At 70.3% G+C, this 16,198-nt stretch carries 20 protein-coding genes and 1 tRNA gene; 13 read left to right on the forward strand and 8 right to left on the reverse strand.

What is annotated here, in order from left to right:
- Positions 1–16: 16 nt before the first annotated feature.
- The 10 genes from fliL (at position 17) to fliS (ending at position 7,381) form a co-directional block, all read left to right on the forward strand.
- Entirely contained in the window at positions 17–643 is a 627-nt protein-coding gene (gene fliL / locus LPN01_RS13425) for a flagellar basal body-associated protein FliL (protein ID WP_262828918.1), read from the forward strand.
- 4 nt (positions 644–647) lie between these two features.
- Positions 648–1,586 (forward strand): flagellar motor switch protein FliM, encoded by a 939-nt coding sequence (locus tag LPN01_RS13430; protein ID WP_262828919.1) that lies wholly within the window; start codon positions 648–650, stop codon positions 1,584–1,586.
- Positions 1,583–1,885 (forward strand): flagellar motor switch protein FliN, encoded by a 303-nt coding sequence (gene fliN / locus LPN01_RS13435; protein ID WP_262828920.1) that lies wholly within the window; start codon positions 1,583–1,585, stop codon positions 1,883–1,885. Before LPN01_RS13430 ends, fliN begins: the two co-directional genes overlap by 4 nt.
- Before the next feature lie 11 nt (positions 1,886–1,896).
- A complete protein-coding gene (locus LPN01_RS13440) occupies positions 1,897–2,151 on the forward strand; it encodes a flagellar biosynthetic protein FliO (RefSeq protein ID WP_262828921.1) in 255 nt (84 codons plus the stop codon).
- Positions 2,148–3,029: a flagellar type III secretion system pore protein FliP gene (gene fliP / locus LPN01_RS13445; protein ID WP_262828922.1), complete on the forward strand. Its 882-nt coding sequence runs from the start codon at positions 2,148–2,150 to the stop codon at positions 3,027–3,029. The genes LPN01_RS13440 and fliP overlap by 4 nt, the downstream gene beginning before the upstream one ends.
- A 10-nt stretch (positions 3,030–3,039) precedes the next feature.
- On the forward strand, positions 3,040–3,309 hold the full coding sequence (gene fliQ, locus LPN01_RS13450) for a flagellar biosynthesis protein FliQ (RefSeq protein ID WP_262828923.1): 270 nt from the start codon (positions 3,040–3,042) through the stop codon (positions 3,307–3,309).
- Positions 3,310–3,535: 226 nt separating this feature from the next.
- Positions 3,536–4,306 carry a flagellar biosynthetic protein FliR gene (gene fliR, locus LPN01_RS13455; RefSeq protein ID WP_262828924.1) on the forward strand — a complete coding sequence of 257 codons (771 nt, stop codon included), beginning with the start codon at positions 3,536–3,538 and terminating at the stop codon, positions 4,304–4,306.
- Positions 4,306–5,445 (forward strand): flagellar biosynthesis protein FlhB, encoded by a 1,140-nt coding sequence (locus LPN01_RS13460; protein ID WP_262828925.1) that lies wholly within the window; start codon positions 4,306–4,308, stop codon positions 5,443–5,445. The genes fliR and LPN01_RS13460 overlap by 1 nt, the downstream gene beginning before the upstream one ends.
- 50 nt (positions 5,446–5,495) lie before the next feature.
- On the forward strand, positions 5,496–6,983 hold the full coding sequence (fliD, locus tag LPN01_RS13465) for a flagellar filament capping protein FliD (protein WP_262828926.1): 1,488 nt from the start codon (positions 5,496–5,498) through the stop codon (positions 6,981–6,983).
- Positions 6,983–7,381, forward strand: a complete 399-nt coding sequence (gene fliS / locus LPN01_RS13470) for a flagellar export chaperone FliS (protein ID WP_262828927.1) — start codon at positions 6,983–6,985, stop codon at positions 7,379–7,381. The genes fliD and fliS overlap by 1 nt, the downstream gene beginning before the upstream one ends.
- Positions 7,382–7,418: 37 nt before the next feature.
- Here the strand turns inward: fliS and LPN01_RS13475 are convergent, their stop codons facing one another.
- The 5 genes from LPN01_RS13475 to argH are packed head-to-tail and all read right to left on the reverse strand — an operon-like array spanning position 7,419 to position 12,015.
- Positions 7,419–8,372: a zinc transporter ZntB gene (locus tag LPN01_RS13475; protein WP_262828928.1), complete on the reverse strand. Its 954-nt coding sequence runs from the start codon at positions 8,370–8,372 to the stop codon at positions 7,419–7,421.
- Positions 8,369–9,157, reverse strand: a complete 789-nt coding sequence (locus LPN01_RS13480; RefSeq protein ID WP_262828929.1) for a bifunctional precorrin-2 dehydrogenase/sirohydrochlorin ferrochelatase — start codon at positions 9,155–9,157, stop codon at positions 8,369–8,371. Before LPN01_RS13480 ends, LPN01_RS13475 begins: the two co-directional genes overlap by 4 nt.
- On the reverse strand, positions 9,127–10,404 hold the full coding sequence (gene lysA / locus LPN01_RS13485; RefSeq protein WP_262828930.1) for a diaminopimelate decarboxylase: 1,278 nt from the start codon (positions 10,402–10,404) through the stop codon (positions 9,127–9,129). Before lysA ends, LPN01_RS13480 begins: the two co-directional genes overlap by 31 nt.
- A 10-nt stretch (positions 10,405–10,414) precedes the next feature.
- A complete protein-coding gene (locus tag LPN01_RS13490; protein WP_262828931.1) occupies positions 10,415–10,651 on the reverse strand; it encodes a hypothetical protein in 237 nt (78 codons plus the stop codon).
- Positions 10,651–12,015 (reverse strand): argininosuccinate lyase, encoded by a 1,365-nt coding sequence (gene argH / locus LPN01_RS13495; RefSeq protein ID WP_262828962.1) that lies wholly within the window; start codon positions 12,013–12,015, stop codon positions 10,651–10,653. Before argH ends, LPN01_RS13490 begins: the two co-directional genes overlap by 1 nt.
- 130 nt (positions 12,016–12,145) lie before the next feature.
- Here argH and LPN01_RS13500 point away from each other — a divergent pair, with 130 nt between their 5' ends.
- Positions 12,146–12,628 (forward strand): TlpA disulfide reductase family protein, encoded by a 483-nt coding sequence (locus LPN01_RS13500; RefSeq protein WP_316748212.1) that lies wholly within the window; start codon positions 12,146–12,148, stop codon positions 12,626–12,628.
- Positions 12,629–12,632: 4 nt separating this feature from the next.
- On the opposite strand, the gene LPN01_RS13505 is transcribed toward LPN01_RS13500, so the two are convergent.
- The 3 genes from LPN01_RS13505 to LPN01_RS13515 all read right to left on the reverse strand — a co-directional run bounded on the left by LPN01_RS13505 (position 12,633) and on the right by LPN01_RS13515 (position 14,140).
- Complete coding sequence (locus tag LPN01_RS13505; protein ID WP_262828933.1) at positions 12,633–13,184, reverse strand: hydrolase; 552 nt, start codon at positions 13,182–13,184, stop codon at positions 12,633–12,635.
- 6 nt (positions 13,185–13,190) lie between these two features.
- A complete protein-coding gene (locus LPN01_RS13510; protein ID WP_262828934.1) occupies positions 13,191–14,012 on the reverse strand; it encodes a DUF429 domain-containing protein in 822 nt (273 codons plus the stop codon).
- 54 nt (positions 14,013–14,066) lie between these two features.
- A tRNA-Gln gene (locus LPN01_RS13515) sits at positions 14,067–14,140 on the reverse strand.
- A 172-nt stretch (positions 14,141–14,312) separates the two neighbouring features.
- Here LPN01_RS13515 and LPN01_RS13520 point away from each other — a divergent pair.
- Together LPN01_RS13520 and LPN01_RS13525 are read left to right on the forward strand one after the other, a co-directional pair.
- Positions 14,313–15,335, forward strand: a complete 1,023-nt coding sequence (locus LPN01_RS13520; protein WP_262828935.1) for a Ppx/GppA phosphatase family protein — start codon at positions 14,313–14,315, stop codon at positions 15,333–15,335.
- Between the two features lie 19 nt (positions 15,336–15,354).
- Positions 15,355–16,026 carry an RlmE family RNA methyltransferase gene (locus LPN01_RS13525; protein WP_262828936.1) on the forward strand — a complete coding sequence of 224 codons (672 nt, stop codon included), beginning with the start codon at positions 15,355–15,357 and terminating at the stop codon, positions 16,024–16,026.
- Positions 16,027–16,198: the final 172 nt, after the last annotated feature.

Raw genomic sequence — 16,198 nt, forward strand, 5'->3', positions numbered from 1 at the left:
CCGAGGAACACCGACGATGAGCGACAAACCCGAAGACGCCGCGCCCAAGAAGAAGGGCGGCAAGAAGAAGATCATGGTCATGGCGCTGGCGCTGGTCGTGCTGGTCGGCGGCGGCGTCGGCGCCGGCGTCTATGCGGCGAGCAGCGGACTGGTCGGCGGCGGCCACGCCGCGGCGGTCGAGGATCACGGCCCGAAGCTCGTTCCCAAATCCGAACAGAAGCGTGCGGCGGAAGCCGGCGAGGGCGGTGAGGGCGGCCATGGCGGCGGCGGCGAATCGGCCGGCAGCGGCGGCAAGCACGTGCCGTCGGGCGGCGACGGCGACAAATATGCCTCCAACTATTACACGATGGACCCGCAGTTCACCTCGAACCTCCAGGATTCGGTGCACGTCATCCAGGTCGGCATCGCCATCTCGACCCCGTACGACGACACCGTCATCGAAAACCTGAAGACCAACGACATCGCGGTCCGCTCCGCAGTGCTGCTGACGCTCGGCGACACGCCCGAGGAGCAGGTGTTCACCTCGGCCGGCAAGCAGCAGCTGCAAGGCCGGCTGGTGAAGTCGATCAACGGCATTTTGCAGCAAAAAGAGGGATTCGGCGGCGTTAGTAACGTCTACTTTACCAATTTCGTTGTTCAGTGAGGTCATGGTTAACGCCGGAGCAACCTCTGACCGACGGACGCGGGATCGCCAGCCCGCCGCGCATGCGGCCGGGCTCGGCGCGACCAAGCTCAACCCGTTCGGCGACCTGCACACGTTGCAGCACCTGTCCGCGCGCCTCGCCCGGTCGCTGCGCGGCGTGTTCGAGCCGTTGCTGCGGCGCGAGGTGCGCGCCTGGGCGGAGCCGCTGGTCGTGCAGCGCTTCGGCGACTATCGCGCGGAGCGCGCCGACGCGCTGACCGCGTGGCTGCCGATGACGATGTCGCCGCAGGGCGCGACCGGGCTGTGCGTGCTCGACGGCGTGTTCGTCCTCGAACTGCTCGACCTGTTCTTCGGCGGCACCGGTGCCGCGCCGGTGACGCTGCCCGCGGAATTCTCGCCCGCGGCGGAGGCGATGGTGACCAAGATCGGCGCGACGATCGCCGGGCCGCTGCGCGCCGCCTGGGAACCGCTCGCCCGCATCGACTTCACGCCGACGCGGGTCGAGGTGAACGCCGCGATGCTCGCCGCCGACGCCGACGACGCCATGATCGTCACCCGGTTCGGCCTCGCCGCGGGCGAGGACAAGCCGGTGTTCATCGACCTCCTCTATCCGGTGACCGCGCTGAAGCCGCATGCGCCGACGCTGACCGGCAAGGTGCTCGACAAGGCGGAGGCGGATCCCGCCTGGCGCACGTCGCTGACCCGCGCCGCGATGAACGTGCGCTTCCCGATCCGGTCGGTGCTGGCCGAACCGGTCGTGCCGCTGTCGATGCTGATGACCCTGAAGCCGGGCGACGTGATCCCGATCCATTTCGGCCCGGAAGTGCCGGTGATGGTCGGCAGCGACTGCCTGGGCAAGGGCACCGTCGGCACCTCGAACGGCCACGCCGCCGTCCGCCTCACCTCCATTGCCCGATTCGACGACGAAGGACCTGACGCATGAACGACATGACCGGCGGCTTCCCGCTAGATGCGGGGGTGGCCGCCAATTTCCGGTTGCTCCAGGACGTCGACGTCAAGCTGACCGTCGAGATCGGTTCGACCTCGCTGACGCTGCGCGAGCTGCTCGCGCTCGGCGAATCTAGCGTCATCGAGCTGGATCGCCAGGCCAACGAGCTGCTCGACGTGTTCGTCAACGGGACGCTGATCGGCCGCGGCGAGGTGGTGACCGTCGGCGACCGCTTCGGCGTGCGCATGACCGAACTGGTCACGCCCGACAAATCCGCCTCGGCGCGCGGCTGAGGGCTGAACCGATGCTCTGGTCCTACATCCTGAAACTCGTCATCCTGCTGCCGCTGGTGTGCGGGCTGATGATCGGCTGCCTCTACCTGTGGCGCCGGCTCGAGACGCGCATGCCGGGCAAGCCGACCAACCGGCTGATCGCGGTCAAGGAAACCATGATGATCTCGCCCGGCCTGCGCCTCGCGGTGCTCGATTTCGAGGGCAAGCGGCTGCTCGTCTCGGTCGGCCGCGGCGGCGTCGCCCTGATCGACAAGGTGGACCAATGAGCCCGACCGTCCTTCGCGGCGGCGCCGGCCCCGCGCTCGTCACGGCGTCGCACGCGGCTCCCGCCCGCCGCCGCGGCCGCCAGTGGATCTGGGCGTTACTCGCGATCGCGCTCGCATTGCTGATCGCGATGCCCGCACTCGCACAGGCTGCCCCCGCAGCCCCCGCCCCCGGCGTCGGCGACGCGGTCGACCGCGCGCTCGGCCAGCTGAGTTCGGGCGCGGCATCGGGCGGCGGCACGCAATCGGCGCCGCTGTCGCTGTCGCTCCAGGTCCTCATCATCATGGGCCTGCTGACGATCCTGCCGGGCATCCTGCTGATGATGACCAGCTTCACCCGGATCGTCATCGTGCTCGCGGTGCTGCGCCAGGCGCTGGGCCTGCAACAGACGCCGCCGAACCAGGTGCTGATCGGCCTCGCGCTGTTCCTGTCGCTGTTCATCATGGCGCCGACGATCAGCCAGATGAACACCCAGGCGATCCAGCCCTATGCCGCCGGCCAGCTGGCGGGCACGCAGATGATCGAGCGCGCCGGCGCGCCGCTTCACGCCTTCATGGTCAAGCAGACGCGGATCAAGGACGTGACGATGTTCGCCCAGATGGCGAAATCCGGCCCCTATGCCGCGTCGACCGACATCCCCTTCGCGGTGCTGCTCCCCGCCTTCGTGACATCGGAGCTGAAGACCGCGTTCCAGATCGGCTTCCTGATGTTCCTGCCGTTCATCGTCATCGACCTCGTCGTCGCGACGGTGCTGATGAGCCTCGGCATGGCGATGCTGTCGCCGACGATCATCTCGCTGCCGTTCAAGCTCTTGCTGTTCGTCCTCGTCGACGGCTGGGCGCTGACCATGGGCAGCCTCGCCAACAGCTTCGCCACCTGAGGACCGATCGATGGACGCCGATTACTTCCTCACCATCGCCAACCAGACGATGTGGGTGCTGGCGCTCGCCAGCGCGCCGATCCTGATCCCCGCGCTGCTCGCCGGGCTGATCCTGGGCATGATCCAGGCGGCGACGTCGATCAACGAACAGACGCTGACCTTCGTGCCCAAGCTGCTCGTCGTCGCCGTATCGATCATGATCTTCGGCAGCCTGATCCTCGGGCTGCTCAGCGATTTCACCGTCGGCATGTTCGAACGCATTCCCGAGCTGGTGAAGTGAGGCACGGGCCGCGAGTGCGCGCGCCCCGCGCGCCACACGGCCCGGCCCGGCCGGCGGGGCGCAGCACCCGTCCGACGACGCGGCTTCGCCGCGGCGGGGCCAGCATCGGACAGGCGCCAGCGCCGCGGCAAAGCCGCGTCGTCGATCCTCGGCCGTGCCGAGGTCGGCCGGGCTTGCGCCCCGGCATTCGCCGGGCGCGCGGGCGTGGCCGCGCTGACGCTGCGCCATGCTAGGCTTCGGCCTCGCGATCGAGCCGCGGCTCTGGGCGCTGATCTTCGTCATGGTCCGGATCGGGGCGGCGTTCGTCGTCGCGCCGGTGTTCGGCGCAGTGTCGATCCCGCTGCCGGTGCGCGTCGGCCTGTCGGGCGCGATCGGCATTTTCGTCCTGTCGGTGCATCCGGTCGTGCCGCCGACGCAGATCTTCGCGATTTCCACGTTCCTGGCGATCGCGGCGGAGGCGCTGGTCGGCGCCGCGATCGGCTTCATCCTCCAGATCGCCTTCGCCGCGCCGATGATCGCGTCCGAAATCATCGGCGGATCGATGGGCATCGGCTTCGCCTCGTCGATCGATCCGCAGAACGGCCGGTCGAGCCCCGCGCTCGGCCAGTTCTTCACGATCATGCTGACCTTGCTGTTCCTGTCGGCGGACGGACACCTCGTCCTCGTCGAGCTGCTGGTGAAGAGCTACGAGACGATGCCGCCGGGCACCTGGATCGCCCCCGACCGGCTGAAGCAGATCGCCTTCTTCGGCGGCTATGCCTTTCTCGCCGGGCTGCTGCTTGCGCTGCCGGTCGGCTTCCTGCTGCTGTGCCTCAACCTGATCGTCGGCATGGTCAGCCGCGCCGCGCCCTCGCTCAACCTGTACTCGGTCGGCCTGCCCGCCAGCCTTGCGGTCGGCGTCGTCGCACTCGCCGTCGCCTTCCCGGCGATGGGCGACTACATGCTCGTGATCGTCCGAGAGGGCCTCGCCGCCACCCAGTCGCTGGTGGGCATCTGATGTCGGAGGGTGGCGACAAGACGGAAGCCCCGACACCCAAACGCAGGGAAAAGGCGGCCGAAGACGGCAACATCCTGAAGTCCAAGGACCTCGCCACCGCATTGGTGGTGATGGCGGGCGTCGCGTGGCTGATCTTCGCAGGCCCGTCGCTCGTCGCGGCGTGCAAGGCGGTGATGGCCGCCAGCTTCCAGTTCGACCGCGCCGACGTCGAGGATTTCTCGCCATGGCGGCCTTTGCAGGAAGCGGGCGCGAAGCTGCTGCCCTCGCTCGTCACGCTGTTCGCGGTCAGCGTCGTCGCGACGATCGTCAGTTCCGCCGGGCTCGGCTCGCTGACCTGGAACAACAAGCTGCTCGGCTTCAAGGGCAACCGCATCAACCCCGCCTCGGGCCTCAAGCGCATTCTCGGTCCGCAGGGGTGGATCGAACTCGGCAAGTCGCTGCTGAAGGTCGGGCTGCTCGGCGCGATCGGCGGCTACATGCTGTGGAAGTCGAGCCGCACCACGCTCGGCCTGTCGTCGTCGAACCTCGGCGATGCGGTCGCGGCGCTGGGCGGCACGTTCGTCGGCATCATGATCGCGATGGCGGGCGGCCTGTTGCTGATCGGCCTGTTCGACGTGCCGGTGCAGATCATCCAGCTGCTCGGCAAACTGCGCATGTCGAAGCAGGAGGTGCGCGACGAGCACAAGGAATCGGAAGGATCGCCCGAGGCCAAGGGCCATCAGCGCGCGATGCAGCGCGCGATCGCGACCGGCGGCGTGCGCAAGGCGGTGGCGGAGGCGCACGTCGTGCTGACCAACCCGACCCATTTCGCGGTCGCGCTGCGCTACGATCGCGGCAAGGACCAGGTGCCCGTCGTGGTCGCGAAGGGCCGCGGCGCGACCGCGCTGGCGATCCGCGACGTCGCGGGCGAGGCGCGCGTGCCGATCCTCGAATATCCGATGCTCGCCCGCGCCGTCTATTACACCAGCCGCGAAGGGCAGGAGGTCCGCGACGACCTGTACGTCGCGATCGCCACCGTGCTCGCCTTCGTCTTCAACCTCAACGCCCTCGCGGCGGGCAGCGTGCCGCCGCCGATCGACGTGCCCGAGGACGCGCGCTTCGACGAACACGGCATCAAGCTGGCCAAGAAAACGGCTTAAGATCGGGGCGGCACGGCCGTTATCCAGGATGAAGCGCGGGAGCTCGACGTATGACCACCACGACTGCCACGACGAGCACCCCGACGCCGACGGCCACGACGACCGCCGGCGTCACCAAGAATGCCGCGCAGAGCATCCTCACCTCGCTCAACACCGGGTCGGGCGTCGACACAGCCTCGCTGGTCACCTCGCTGGTCCAGGCGCAATTCGCGGCCAAGACCGCGGCGCTGAACGCCCGCAGCACCGCACTCACCACCCAGATTTCCGCGACCAGCACGCTCAAGGGCACGATCGCCAATTTCTCGACCGCGCTCGGCACGCTCACCGGCGGCGGCACGTTGCAGACGCAGCCGGTCAGCTCGAACGCCTCCGTCCTGTCCGCCTCCGCGATCAGCGGCGCGAAGGTCGGGGCGCTCACCTCCAGCATCACCGTGTCCGCCCTCGCCTCCGCGCAGGGCGCGCGCTCGGCGGCCATCGCCGACCGGACCGCGACGATCGCCACCGGCACGCTGACGCTGACGCTGGGCACCGCGACCTACAACGCCGACGGCACCGCGATGACGGGCTTCGCCGCCGGCAGCGCGCCCGCGGTATCGATCGACGTCGGCACCGGCAGCCTCGACAGCATCGCCGCGGCGATCAACGCGGCCAAGGCCGGCGTCACCGCCAGCATCATCACCGATCAGGACGGCAAGGCCGTGCTGTCGCTGAAGGGCACCACCGGATCGGCGCAGGCGTTCACGCTGAAGGCCGACGACGGCGCCAGCCCGCTCGCGCAGTTCGACGTCGGGGTCGGCAGCGGCACGCTGACCGGTACCGCCGCCAATGCCCAGCTCACCATCGACGGCATCGCCGTGCAGCGCGGCAGCAATACGATCAGCGACCTGGTGACCGGGGTGAAGCTGCAACTGAACGCCGTGTCGCCGACCCCGGTGACGCTGGCCAGCACACGACCGACCAGCGCGCTGTCGCAGGCGGTCAGCGACTTCGTCGAAACCTACAACCAGGTCTACGCCAGCGCGAAGTCGCTGACCGATCCGATCAACGGCGACCTGAAGACGGATCCGGCGGCCAAGACGCTGCTCCGCTCGCTTCAGACACTGACCACCAAGACGCTGACCTCGAGCGCCACGGCGGGTGCACCGACGACGCTGGCGCAGCTCGGCGTGTCGACCAACCGCGACGGCACGCTGACGGTCAATGCCGATACGCTGGGCAAGACGGTCGCCGCCTATCCCGACGAGGTCGAGGCGATGTTCGCGACGACGTCGGGCAACGCGCTGGGCCTGAACAGCGCGCTCGGCGGCATTTCGCTCGCCGCGTCGAGCAGCCTGTTCGGCCTCGGCGCGTCGTCCGCGCGCTACACCAAGGCACAGACGGCGCTGGCGACCGAGCAGGACAAGATCACGACGCAGTCGGATGCGATGTCGACCCGGCTGACGCAGCAATTCTCGAGCATGAACAGCAAGGTGTCCGCCTACAAGGCGACCCAGACGTTCCTGGAAAACCAGATCAAGGCGTGGAATTCGAGCAAGTAATGGCATACGCAACCCTGCTCTCGGGCGACCCCTACGCCACCTATCGCCAGATCGACGTCGTCGGCCGCACCGCCGAGGCGCAGGGCCCCGGACTCGTCCAGCTGCTATATGAGGAAGTCGTCTCCGCGCTGCGCGCCGCCGCCTGGGCGGTCGAGCACAGCCAGCTGCGCACCAAGAGCGAACGCGTGACGCGCGCGACCGCGATCCTGTTCGCGCTCGAATCCGGGCTCGATTTCGAACACGGCGGCGACGTGTCGCAAACGCTGGCGCGGCTCTACGCCGGTATCCGCCGGTCGATCGTCGACGCGTCGGTCGGCACCGATCCCCGCCCGTTCCGCGACGCGGCGAGCAGCCTCAGCGAGATCGCCGACGCCTGGCGGACGGCGGCCTCCGCCTGACCCCCCGCGGCGGCCGTCCGATCGCGCGCCGCCGCCGTTATTGCGAGAACCAGCGCTGCTGGACGAAATAGGCGATCACGCCGACCGTGATCGTACCGCACAGCCCCATGATCGCGTCGAACGCCCACGGCTCCTGCGCATAGGGCAGGTGCGCGACGTTCATCCCGTACAGCCCGGTGATGAAGGTCAGCGGCAGGAACACCATCGCCACGATCGAGATGACCAGCGAGCGGCTGTCGATCTGTTCGCTGCGCAGGTCGGTCAGCGCCTCGTGCATCAGCGACGCGCGCTCGCGGATCGATTCCAGTTCCTCGACCATGCGCGCGGCGCGATCGGCCGCGGTGGCGAGGTGGCGCCGATCGTCGTCGGCAAGCCAGCCGCCGGGCAACGCGCCGAGCTTTTCCAGCGCCGCGCGCTGCGGGGCGAGGAACCGGCGGTAGCCGATCGCCGCCACGCGCACGCGCGTCACCGCGCGGCGCAGGTCGAAGATGCGGTTGGCGTCGAGCCGCTCCTCGCAATCGTCGAGTTCGTCGCCGAGGTCGGCGACATGCGGGTCGAGGTCGCTGGTGATCGCGGTCGCCACCGCCGCGATGAAATCGCCCGGATCGACGATGTCGCCCTTCTCCACGTCCTTTTCGACCTGCGCGATGCCGATCAGCGGCCGGCGCGACACCGAATAGACGCGGCCCCGGATCGCCCAGATCCGCACCGAGGCGAGCGGGTCGCCCGACGCCATCTCTTCCGACGAACGCCCGCGCAGGTTGAGCAGCGCGCCGTCCTCGAACGCCTCGCAGCGCGGCCGCGTCTCGGTCGCGGTCAGCGCGTCGACGACGTAATCGTCGAGCCGCGCCGCATCCCGCAGCCACGCCTGCGCATCCTCCTCGTTGGTGGTGAGGTGCACCCAAACGAAGTCGGCGGTGCAGGACAGCGCCTCCTTCACGGCGACACGATCGACCTGACCGCCGCTCACCCGATAGCCGAAACCGCTCATGCCAGCGCCACCTCGACCGTCAGGCCCCCGTGCGGCGGGGCGGCGGCGTCCCACGGTTCGCGCGCGGCATCGGCCCTCGCGCGGTCGAGGATCGCCGCCGGCACGCCCGGATGGTGCAGCACGCGGTCGGCGTTGGCGAGCGCGCGCGCGTCGCGCAGGGTCAGGTCGTCGGGGTCGGCGGAGGCGAGCACGATCCGGACGTGGCCGGTGGCGCGCGGCCGGTCCCCGGCCAGCCAGCGCGCGACGTCGGGATCGTCGCGCAGGGGATCGAGCGGACCGCCGGCGGCCATCGCCGCCCCCAGCGCGCGGCGGCGCGTGCCGCCATCGGGATAGCGTTGCCGCAGCGCCGATCGCGCCGCCTGCAACCCCTCGGCCAGCGCACCCAGCCCGGCGGGCAGCAACGCCTCCAGCCGCTGGCGCAGCGCCGCCGCCAGCCCGGCCGACACGCCGCCGGTGCCGATCGCGATCAGCACCGGCGCGCGATCGACGATCGCGGGCGTGGTGAAGTCGCAATGGTCGGGCCGGTCGACCGCGTTGACCAGCAGCCCGCGGGCCTTCAGCCGCGCCACCGCCGCCAGCGCCGCATCCTCGTCCTCGATCGCGACGATGGCCAGCGCCGCCACCGCATCCTCGCCGACGATCGTCGCGCCGGCGCGTTCGAGCAGGCGGCGCTTGGCATCGGCGGCCTCCCCCTCGCCGAGCAGGATCACCGCGCGGCCCGCCAGCCGCACGAACAGCGGCAGGCTGTGCAGCGTCACCGTGCCGGCGCCCCGGGGGTCAGCCATTCGGGCACGCGCTCGGCGGCCAGGATCGTCTCCGGCTCGATCCGGTCCGCGACCACCGCGAAGCGGTCTCCGTCGACCAGCACTTCGGGCACCAGCGCGCGGCTGTTGTAGGTCGAGGCCATCGTCGCGCCATAGGCGCCCGCGGTGCGGAACACGGCAAGGTCGCCGCTCTTCACCGTGTCGATCTCGCGCCCCATCGCGAAGGTATCGCCGCTCTCGCACACCGGGCCGGCGATGTTGGCGGTCATCCGGCCGCCGTCGGGCGTCACGGCGGCGAAATCGTGCCACGCATCGTACAGCGCGGGGCGGGCGAGGTCGTTCATCGCCGCATCGACGATCACATAGGGATTGGCGACGCCCGGCTTGACCCAGATCACCTCGGTCAGCAGCACGCCCGCGTTGCCGGCGATGACGCGGCCGGGTTCGAACATCAGCTCGACGTCCCAGCCCGCGGTGACGCGCGCGACCATCGCGCCATAGTCCGCCGGGCTCGGCAGCACGTCGCCCGCCTTGTACGGCACGCCGAGCCCGCCGCCCAGGTCGACGCGGGTGATCGCATGGCCGGCGGCGCGCAGGTCGGCGACCAGCGTGCCGATGCGGCGGTACGCCTCCTCCAGCCGCGACAGGTCGGCGAGCTGGCTGCCGATGTGACAGGCGACGCCGGTGAGCGCGAGGCCGTCGAGCGGCGCCAGCCGGTCGAACATCGCCGGCGCCTGGTCGATCGGCACGCCGAACTTGTTCTCGGCGCGCCCGGTCGAGATCTTGGCATGGGTCCCGGCATCGACGTCGGGGTTGACGCGCAGCGTCGCGGGCGCGCGCCTGCCCTTCGCATGCGCGATGGCGGCGAGGACGACGCCCTCTTCCTCCAGCTCCAGATTGAACTGGCCGATGCCCTCGTCGATGCCGCGCGCCAGTTCGGCGCGGGTCTTGCCGACGCCCGAGAACACGATGTCCGCGGCCGGGATCCCGGCGGCGAGCGCGCGCGCCATCTCGCCGCCCGACACGACGTCGGCGCCATAGCCTTCCTCGGCGAGGACGCGGAGCACGGCGAGGTTGGGGTTGGCCTTGATCGCATAGGCCAGATGGACGCGATCGAGATCCTTCAACCCGTCGCGGAACACCTGCGCGTGGCGGCGGAAGGTCGCGGTGGAATAGACGTAGACGGGCGTGCCCACCGCCTCCGCGATGCGCGGCATCGGCACGTCCTCGCAATGAAGCACGCCGTCGCGATAGTCGAAATGGTTCATCGGATCCGGATCAGTTCGGAGGAAGGTCGAATTCGTCGCTGCGCCGCTGCTCGGAATTCTTCAGCAGCTCGTCGCTGCGCTGCGGGCGCTGCTGCGTCGTCGGGGTGAGCAATTGCGCCGGCGTCGGCGTCGCCTTCGCGCCATAGGGGGCGACGGGCAGCGACGCGCCCTCGGCCGGCTGCAACTGCTTGGCCGCGCCGCATCCGGCGAGCGCCAGCAGCAGGGACAGGGCGATCGGGCGTTTCATCACAGCGTCTCCCGCGCCGCGGCGATCGCGGCGCGCACGTTGGCGGGGGCGGTGCCGCCGAAGCTGGTGCGGCTGGCGACCGAGGCGTCGACCGACAGCACGTCGTACAGGCTTTCGTTCACGCGCGGATCGATCGCCTGGAATTCGTCATAGGCCAGCTGGTCGAGACGGACGCCCAGTTCCTCGGCGCGCCTGACCGCACGGCCGGTGACGTGATGCGCCTCGCGGAACGGCAGCCCCGCCTCGCGCACCAGCCAGTCGGCGAAGTCGGTCGCGGTGGCGAAGCCCGATTCGGCGAGGCCGCGCATCCGGTCGGTGCGGAACGTCGCGCTGGCGATCATCCCCGTCATCGCCGCGATCGACAGGCCGAGCAGGTCGTGGCACTCGAACACCGGCGGCTTGTCGTCCTGCATGTCCTTCGAATAGGCGAGCGGCAGGCCCTTCATCGTCACCATCAGCGCGGTCTGGCAGCCCATGATCCGCCCGGCATGGCCGCGCACCAGTTCGGCGGCGTCCGGGTTGCGCTTCTGCGGCATGATCGAGCTGCCGGTCGACCATTGGTCGCTGAGCGCGACGAAGCCGAACGGCTGCGACGCCCACAGCACGAATTCCTCGGCCAGCCGGCTGAGGTGAAGCGCCGTCTGCGTGGCGCAGGTCAGGTAATCGATCGCGAAGTCGCGGTCGCTCACCGCATCCAGGCTGTTGCGCGTCGGCCCGTCGAAGCCGAGCGCGGCGGCCGTCATCCGCCGGTCGAGCGGAAAGCTGGTCCCCGCGAGCGCCGCCGAGCCGAGCGGGCACAAGTTCATCCGCGCGCGCGCATCGCGGAAACGCGACACGTCGCGCGCCACCATCTCGACATAGGCCATCAGGTGGTGGCCCAGCGTCACCGGCTGCGCCGATTGCAGGTGGGTGAAGCCCGGCATCACCGCATCGGCATGCTCCTCCGCCCGCGCCAGCAGCGCCGCGGTCAGCTCGCCGAGCGCGGCGAGCACCTCGTCGATCGCGTCGCGCACCCACAGCCGGAAATCGGTCGCGACCTGATCGTTGCGCGAGCGCGCGGTGTGCAGCCGGCCCGCGACCGGGCCGATCCGCTCCGCCAGCTTCGCCTCGGTCAGCATGTGGATGTCTTCGAGCGCCAGATCCTCCGGCACCCCGTTTGCGGCATAGTCCGCCGCGACCGCATCGAGCCCGGCGTCGATCGCCGCCGCATCCGCGGCCGATACGATCCCCTGCTGCGCCAGCATCGCGACATGCGCCTTCGATCCGGCGATATCCTGTCGCCACATTCGCTTGTCGAACGGGATCGATGCATTAATCTCGCGCATCACCGCCGCCGGGCCCTCGGCAAACCTGCCGCCCCACATCGAATTGGAACCGCTCATGTCCCTGCCGCCCGTCTTTCCGGCCTCGTCTGCGCGCGTCGCGATCGTCTGTCTCCTGGCGCTGGCCGCCGCGGGTTGCGATAGGCAAAGCCAGCCGGCCGCACAAGCGAACGTGAGTGCGCCCTCCGCGGACGAGGCGACGGGCACCTCCTCCACCGCGCTGGTCGGCGTCGATCGCAGCCATAAGGGCGCGGCCACGCCGACGACCACGTTCAAGGACGCCGCGGGCAAGCCGACGACCCTCGCCGCGTTCCGCGGCAAGCCGGTGCTCGTCAACCTGTGGGCGACGTGGTGCGGGCCGTGCGTCGCCGAACTGCCGACGCTGGAGGCGCTGGCGAAGCGCGGCACGATCCGCGTCGCCGCGATCAGCCAGGACACGCAGGCCGCGGCCAAGGTGCCGGGCTTCCTGAAGGCCCATGGCGCGCCGTCGCTGACGCCCTATCTCGACGATACGATGGCGCTGTCGCTCGGCTGGAACGCGAACCTGCCGACCACGATCCTGTTCGATTCGGCGGGGCGCGAGGTGTGGCGCTGGAACGGCGGCAACGACTGGAACGGCGCGGCGGCGGCGAAACTGATCGCCGAGGCGCGCTGACCGCTCACCCGGGCCGCACGTCGTCGCTCGCCACCACCCGCGCGATCTGCGGCAGGATGTGGCGGATCGCGAAGTCGTGCAGTTCGGCGGAGCGCGACGTGCAGGCATCCTCGACGATCACGACGTCGTAGGACAGCTCCCACGCGCTGCGCGCCGTCGATTCGACGCCGAAATTGGTCGCGATCCCGGCGATCACCACCGTCGTCACGCCGCGCCGGCGCAGGTGGAGGTCGAGATCGGTGCCGGTGAACGCGCCCCAATGGTGCTTCAGCACGACGATGTCGCCGTCCTGCCGCAGCCCCTCGACCAGTGCGCTGAACGCCGGCGGCGTGCCCTCCGCCGGCAGCCGCGGCTGGTCGACGTTGCGGCTGGGCATCGTGTCCGGCGTGAAGCCGACATGGACCAGCACCACCGGTGCCCCCGCCGCGCGGAAGCGATCGGCGAGCGTCCGGCCCCGCGCGACGACGTCGGCGGCGGCGTGCGGGCCCTTGTCGCCGGCGACAATGCCGTCCTGCAGGTCGATGAGGATCAGGGCGGTGGTACGGGGATCGAGCATGGCGCCTCAACCGGCGGAGGCGGCTGGTGTTCCCTGTTCGCACGGCACCCAGATCGCCGAATCGGCATCACCGAAGGGCTCGGCCGCTCCCTCCAGCGCGGCGATGCCGACCCAGGCGCAGACGACGGCGTCGATCATGTCCTCCTGCGCCTTGCGCGCGACCCCGCCGGCATCGGCGGGCAGCACCGGCAGCGCTGCCGCGACCCCGTCGATCCGCGTCGCCAGCAGCGCCACGATCCGCGCCCATTCCGCGGCGAGCAGCATGCGGCGCGCGGCGAGCGTCTCGTCCGGCCAATAGGTGCGCGTCTTGGACGCCTTGTACGGCAGCCGCCGCCGCGCCTGCGCCAGCACCACCAGCGCGGGATGCGGATAGACCTCGATCAGCCCGCCGGCGCGCGCATCGCGGGTGCGCAGCGGATAGCCGGCGGCGGCGAATCCGGCACGCAGCCGGTCGCTGAGCGGCCCGGGCCGGACCGCGCTCGGCGAATGCGTCCCGCAATACCGACCGCCGAACGCCCGCGTGACCGCATTGTCCGACGCCCGCCGGCCGACGATCGGCGTCCGTGCCAGCGGCATGTCGATCGCCACCAGATCGACCTTCGTGCCCGCGAGCGACGCTGCCGCCGCCAGCAACGCCGGCGCATCGGGCAGCGATCCGCGCGGGCGCGCATCGGCGACCGCCTCCGCGCCTGCGACCGACGCGATGAAATGCTGATAGGACGGCGCCACCGCACGCAGTCGCCACCGCGCGCCCTCCCGTATCGCCAGCGCAACGCCGCTCGGCTGGCCGGCGGTCCACGCCGCATCGATCCCCAGCACGGCGGTCATGCGGGCGGACTCAGCGGATCACGATGGGGGACGCTCGTCTGAGCGGGTGGTAAGTGGATGCCCGACAAGGACTCGAACCTTGATTGACGGAGTCAGAGTCCGCTCTCTTACCATTAGAGGATCGGGCAACGAGGAGGCGCGTTTAGGGGGCCCCGCCGGACCTGTCAACACGGCAAACGCGCCTCCGCTTGTCGCACGCCTCCACCCGCGCTACCTAGGGGGCAAGCACCGATCGGGTATCGTCCCGTGAGGCAGACAGAATAGAGAGTTACCACGGCGATGGGGGATGGATCCGCCCGAATGCCGTACCGGCAGGACGTTCCTGCCCGTCCGGCGCCAGCCCGGCCGCCACGCGGCCGCTGGTCCGACACACAGGCCTTTGCGGCGCTCGACCTCGGCACCAACAACTGCCGGCTGCTGATCGCGCGGCCGCAGGGCGACGGCTTCGCCGTGGTCGATGCCTTTTCGCGGATCGTCCGGCTGGGCGAAGGGCTCGCCGCGACCGGCCGCCTGAGCGACGCCGCGATCGAACGCACGATCGCGGCGCTGCGCGTCTGCGCCGACAAGCTGAAGCGCCGCAACGTCACGCTCGCCCGGTCGGTCGCGACCGAGGCATGCCGCCGCGCCGAAAACGGTCCCGCCTTCATCGCGCGCGCGCTTGCCGAAACCGGCATCCACCTCGACATCATCACCGCGGAGGAAGAGGCGCGGCTGGCGGTGCTCGGCTGCCATGCGCTGATCGAACCGGGCGACGACCCCGCGCTGATCTTCGACATCGGCGGCGGATCGACCGAACTGGTGCTGATCGACACGACGCGCGGCAGCATGCCCCGCGTGCTCGACTGGCATTCGGCGCCCTGGGGCGTCGTGTCGCTGACCGAACATGCCGGCGGCGGCGAGGGCGAGGACGGCCGGCTCGCGGCCTACGAGCGGATGCGCGGCATCGTCACCGACAGCTTCGCCGCCTTCGCCGCGCGCCTGCCCCGCGACGTCGCCCGCCCCCGGCTGCTCGGCACCAGCGGCACGGTGACGACGCTGGGCAGCGTGCACCTGGGGCTCAGCCATTACGACCGGGCGCAGGTCGACGGGCTGATCGTCCCCTCCGACGCGATGCGGCGGATCAGCGCCGACCTGTCGCGCAAGTCGATCCGCGAGCGCGCGCAGCTCGCCTGCATCGGCAGCGAGCGCGCCGATCTGGTCGTCGCCGGCTGCGCGATCCTCGAAACGATTCTCGACCTGTGGCCCGCCGAACGGCTGGGCATCGCCGATCGCGGCATCCGCGAAGGCATATTGCGCCGATTGATGGGGAGCCCCCGGCCGTGACGAACAAGAGCCCGATCCGATGAGCCGCGACGGCGGCGGCCTGCGCACGCGGGTCAAGACGGCGCGCGGCCGCACCGCGCAATCGACGCGCTGGCTCGAGCGCCAGCTCAACGATCCCTATGTGAAGCGGGCGAAGGCCGACGGCTATCGCAGCCGCGCCGCCTACAAGCTGATCGAGCTAGACGAGCGGTTCGGGATCATCCGCGGATCGAAGCGCGTCGTCGACCTGGGCATCGCACCGGGCGGCTGGAGCCAGGTGATCCGGCGCCAGGCGCCCAAGGCGACGGTGGTGGGCATCGACCTGTTGCCCGTCGACCCGATCGACGGGGTCACCATCTTCGAAATGGATTTCATGGACGATGCCGCGCCCGACCGATTGATGGCGGCACTGGGCGGGGCGCCCGACCTGGTGCTGTCGGACATGGCGGCGAACACCGTCGGTCACCCGCAGACCGACGCGTTGCGCACGATGGCGCTGGTCGAGACCGCGCTCGCCTTCGCCGTCGACGTGCTCGAAAAGGGCGGGACGTTCGTGTCCAAGGTGTTCGCCGGCGGCGCCGATTCGCAGCTCGTCGCCGAAATGAAGCGCAATTTCACCAGCGTGAAGCACGCCAAGCCGCCGGCGAGCCGCAAGGGATCGGTCGAATGGTTCGTCGTGGCGCAGGGGTTCAAGGGCAGGTCAGCGGAATAGCGTCGCTATTCCGCGTCGCGGACCTGCCCCGGCCAGCGGGCCGAAGGCCCGACTGACGACGCGGCTTTGCCGCGGCGGCCGCGTCCCACCGTCGCCGCCTTCATACAACCCGTCGTTGCTTCGCTACGCTCACAATGACGGAACGCAAAACGACGCGGCAAGGCCGCGTCGT

This window comes from Sphingomonas sp. A2-49 (assembly GCF_025548555.1).
Classification (GTDB): Bacteria; Pseudomonadota; Alphaproteobacteria; order Sphingomonadales; family Sphingomonadaceae; genus Sphingomonas.

What these genes read in the sequence shown, in the direction of transcription:
- LPN01_RS13510 (WP_262828934.1), bottom strand. Translation starts at nt 14,012, where the DNA reads ATGACCGCCGTGCTGGGGATCGATGCGGCGTGGACCGCCGGCCAGCCG.
- fliS (WP_262828927.1), top strand. Translation starts at nt 6,983, where the DNA reads ATGGCATACGCAACCCTGCTCTCGGGCGACCCCTACGCCACCTATCGC.
- LPN01_RS13475 (WP_262828928.1), bottom strand. Translation starts at nt 8,372, where the DNA reads ATGAGCGGTTTCGGCTATCGGGTGAGCGGCGGTCAGGTCGATCGTGTC.
- fliQ (WP_262828923.1), top strand. Translation starts at nt 3,040, where the DNA reads ATGGACGCCGATTACTTCCTCACCATCGCCAACCAGACGATGTGGGTG.
- LPN01_RS13505 (WP_262828933.1), bottom strand. Translation starts at nt 13,184, where the DNA reads ATGCTCGATCCCCGTACCACCGCCCTGATCCTCATCGACCTGCAGGAC.
- LPN01_RS13490 (WP_262828931.1), bottom strand. Translation starts at nt 10,651, where the DNA reads ATGAAACGCCCGATCGCCCTGTCCCTGCTGCTGGCGCTCGCCGGATGC.
- argH (WP_262828962.1), bottom strand. Translation starts at nt 12,015, where the DNA reads ATGTGGGGCGGCAGGTTTGCCGAGGGCCCGGCGGCGGTGATGCGCGAG.
- LPN01_RS13430 (WP_262828919.1), top strand. Translation starts at nt 648, where the DNA reads ATGGTTAACGCCGGAGCAACCTCTGACCGACGGACGCGGGATCGCCAG.
- fliL (WP_262828918.1), top strand. Translation starts at nt 17, where the DNA reads ATGAGCGACAAACCCGAAGACGCCGCGCCCAAGAAGAAGGGCGGCAAG.
- LPN01_RS13525 (WP_262828936.1), top strand. Translation starts at nt 15,355, where the DNA reads ATGAGCCGCGACGGCGGCGGCCTGCGCACGCGGGTCAAGACGGCGCGC.
- lysA (WP_262828930.1), bottom strand. Translation starts at nt 10,404, where the DNA reads ATGAACCATTTCGACTATCGCGACGGCGTGCTTCATTGCGAGGACGTG.
- fliR (WP_262828924.1), top strand. Translation starts at nt 3,536, where the DNA reads ATGCTAGGCTTCGGCCTCGCGATCGAGCCGCGGCTCTGGGCGCTGATC.
- LPN01_RS13460 (WP_262828925.1), top strand. Translation starts at nt 4,306, where the DNA reads ATGTCGGAGGGTGGCGACAAGACGGAAGCCCCGACACCCAAACGCAGG.
- LPN01_RS13440 (WP_262828921.1), top strand. Translation starts at nt 1,897, where the DNA reads ATGCTCTGGTCCTACATCCTGAAACTCGTCATCCTGCTGCCGCTGGTG.
- LPN01_RS13480 (WP_262828929.1), bottom strand. Translation starts at nt 9,157, where the DNA reads ATGGCTGACCCCCGGGGCGCCGGCACGGTGACGCTGCACAGCCTGCCG.
- fliD (WP_262828926.1), top strand. Translation starts at nt 5,496, where the DNA reads ATGACCACCACGACTGCCACGACGAGCACCCCGACGCCGACGGCCACG.
- fliN (WP_262828920.1), top strand. Translation starts at nt 1,583, where the DNA reads ATGAACGACATGACCGGCGGCTTCCCGCTAGATGCGGGGGTGGCCGCC.
- LPN01_RS13520 (WP_262828935.1), top strand. Translation starts at nt 14,313, where the DNA reads ATGCCGTACCGGCAGGACGTTCCTGCCCGTCCGGCGCCAGCCCGGCCG.
- fliP (WP_262828922.1), top strand. Translation starts at nt 2,148, where the DNA reads ATGAGCCCGACCGTCCTTCGCGGCGGCGCCGGCCCCGCGCTCGTCACG.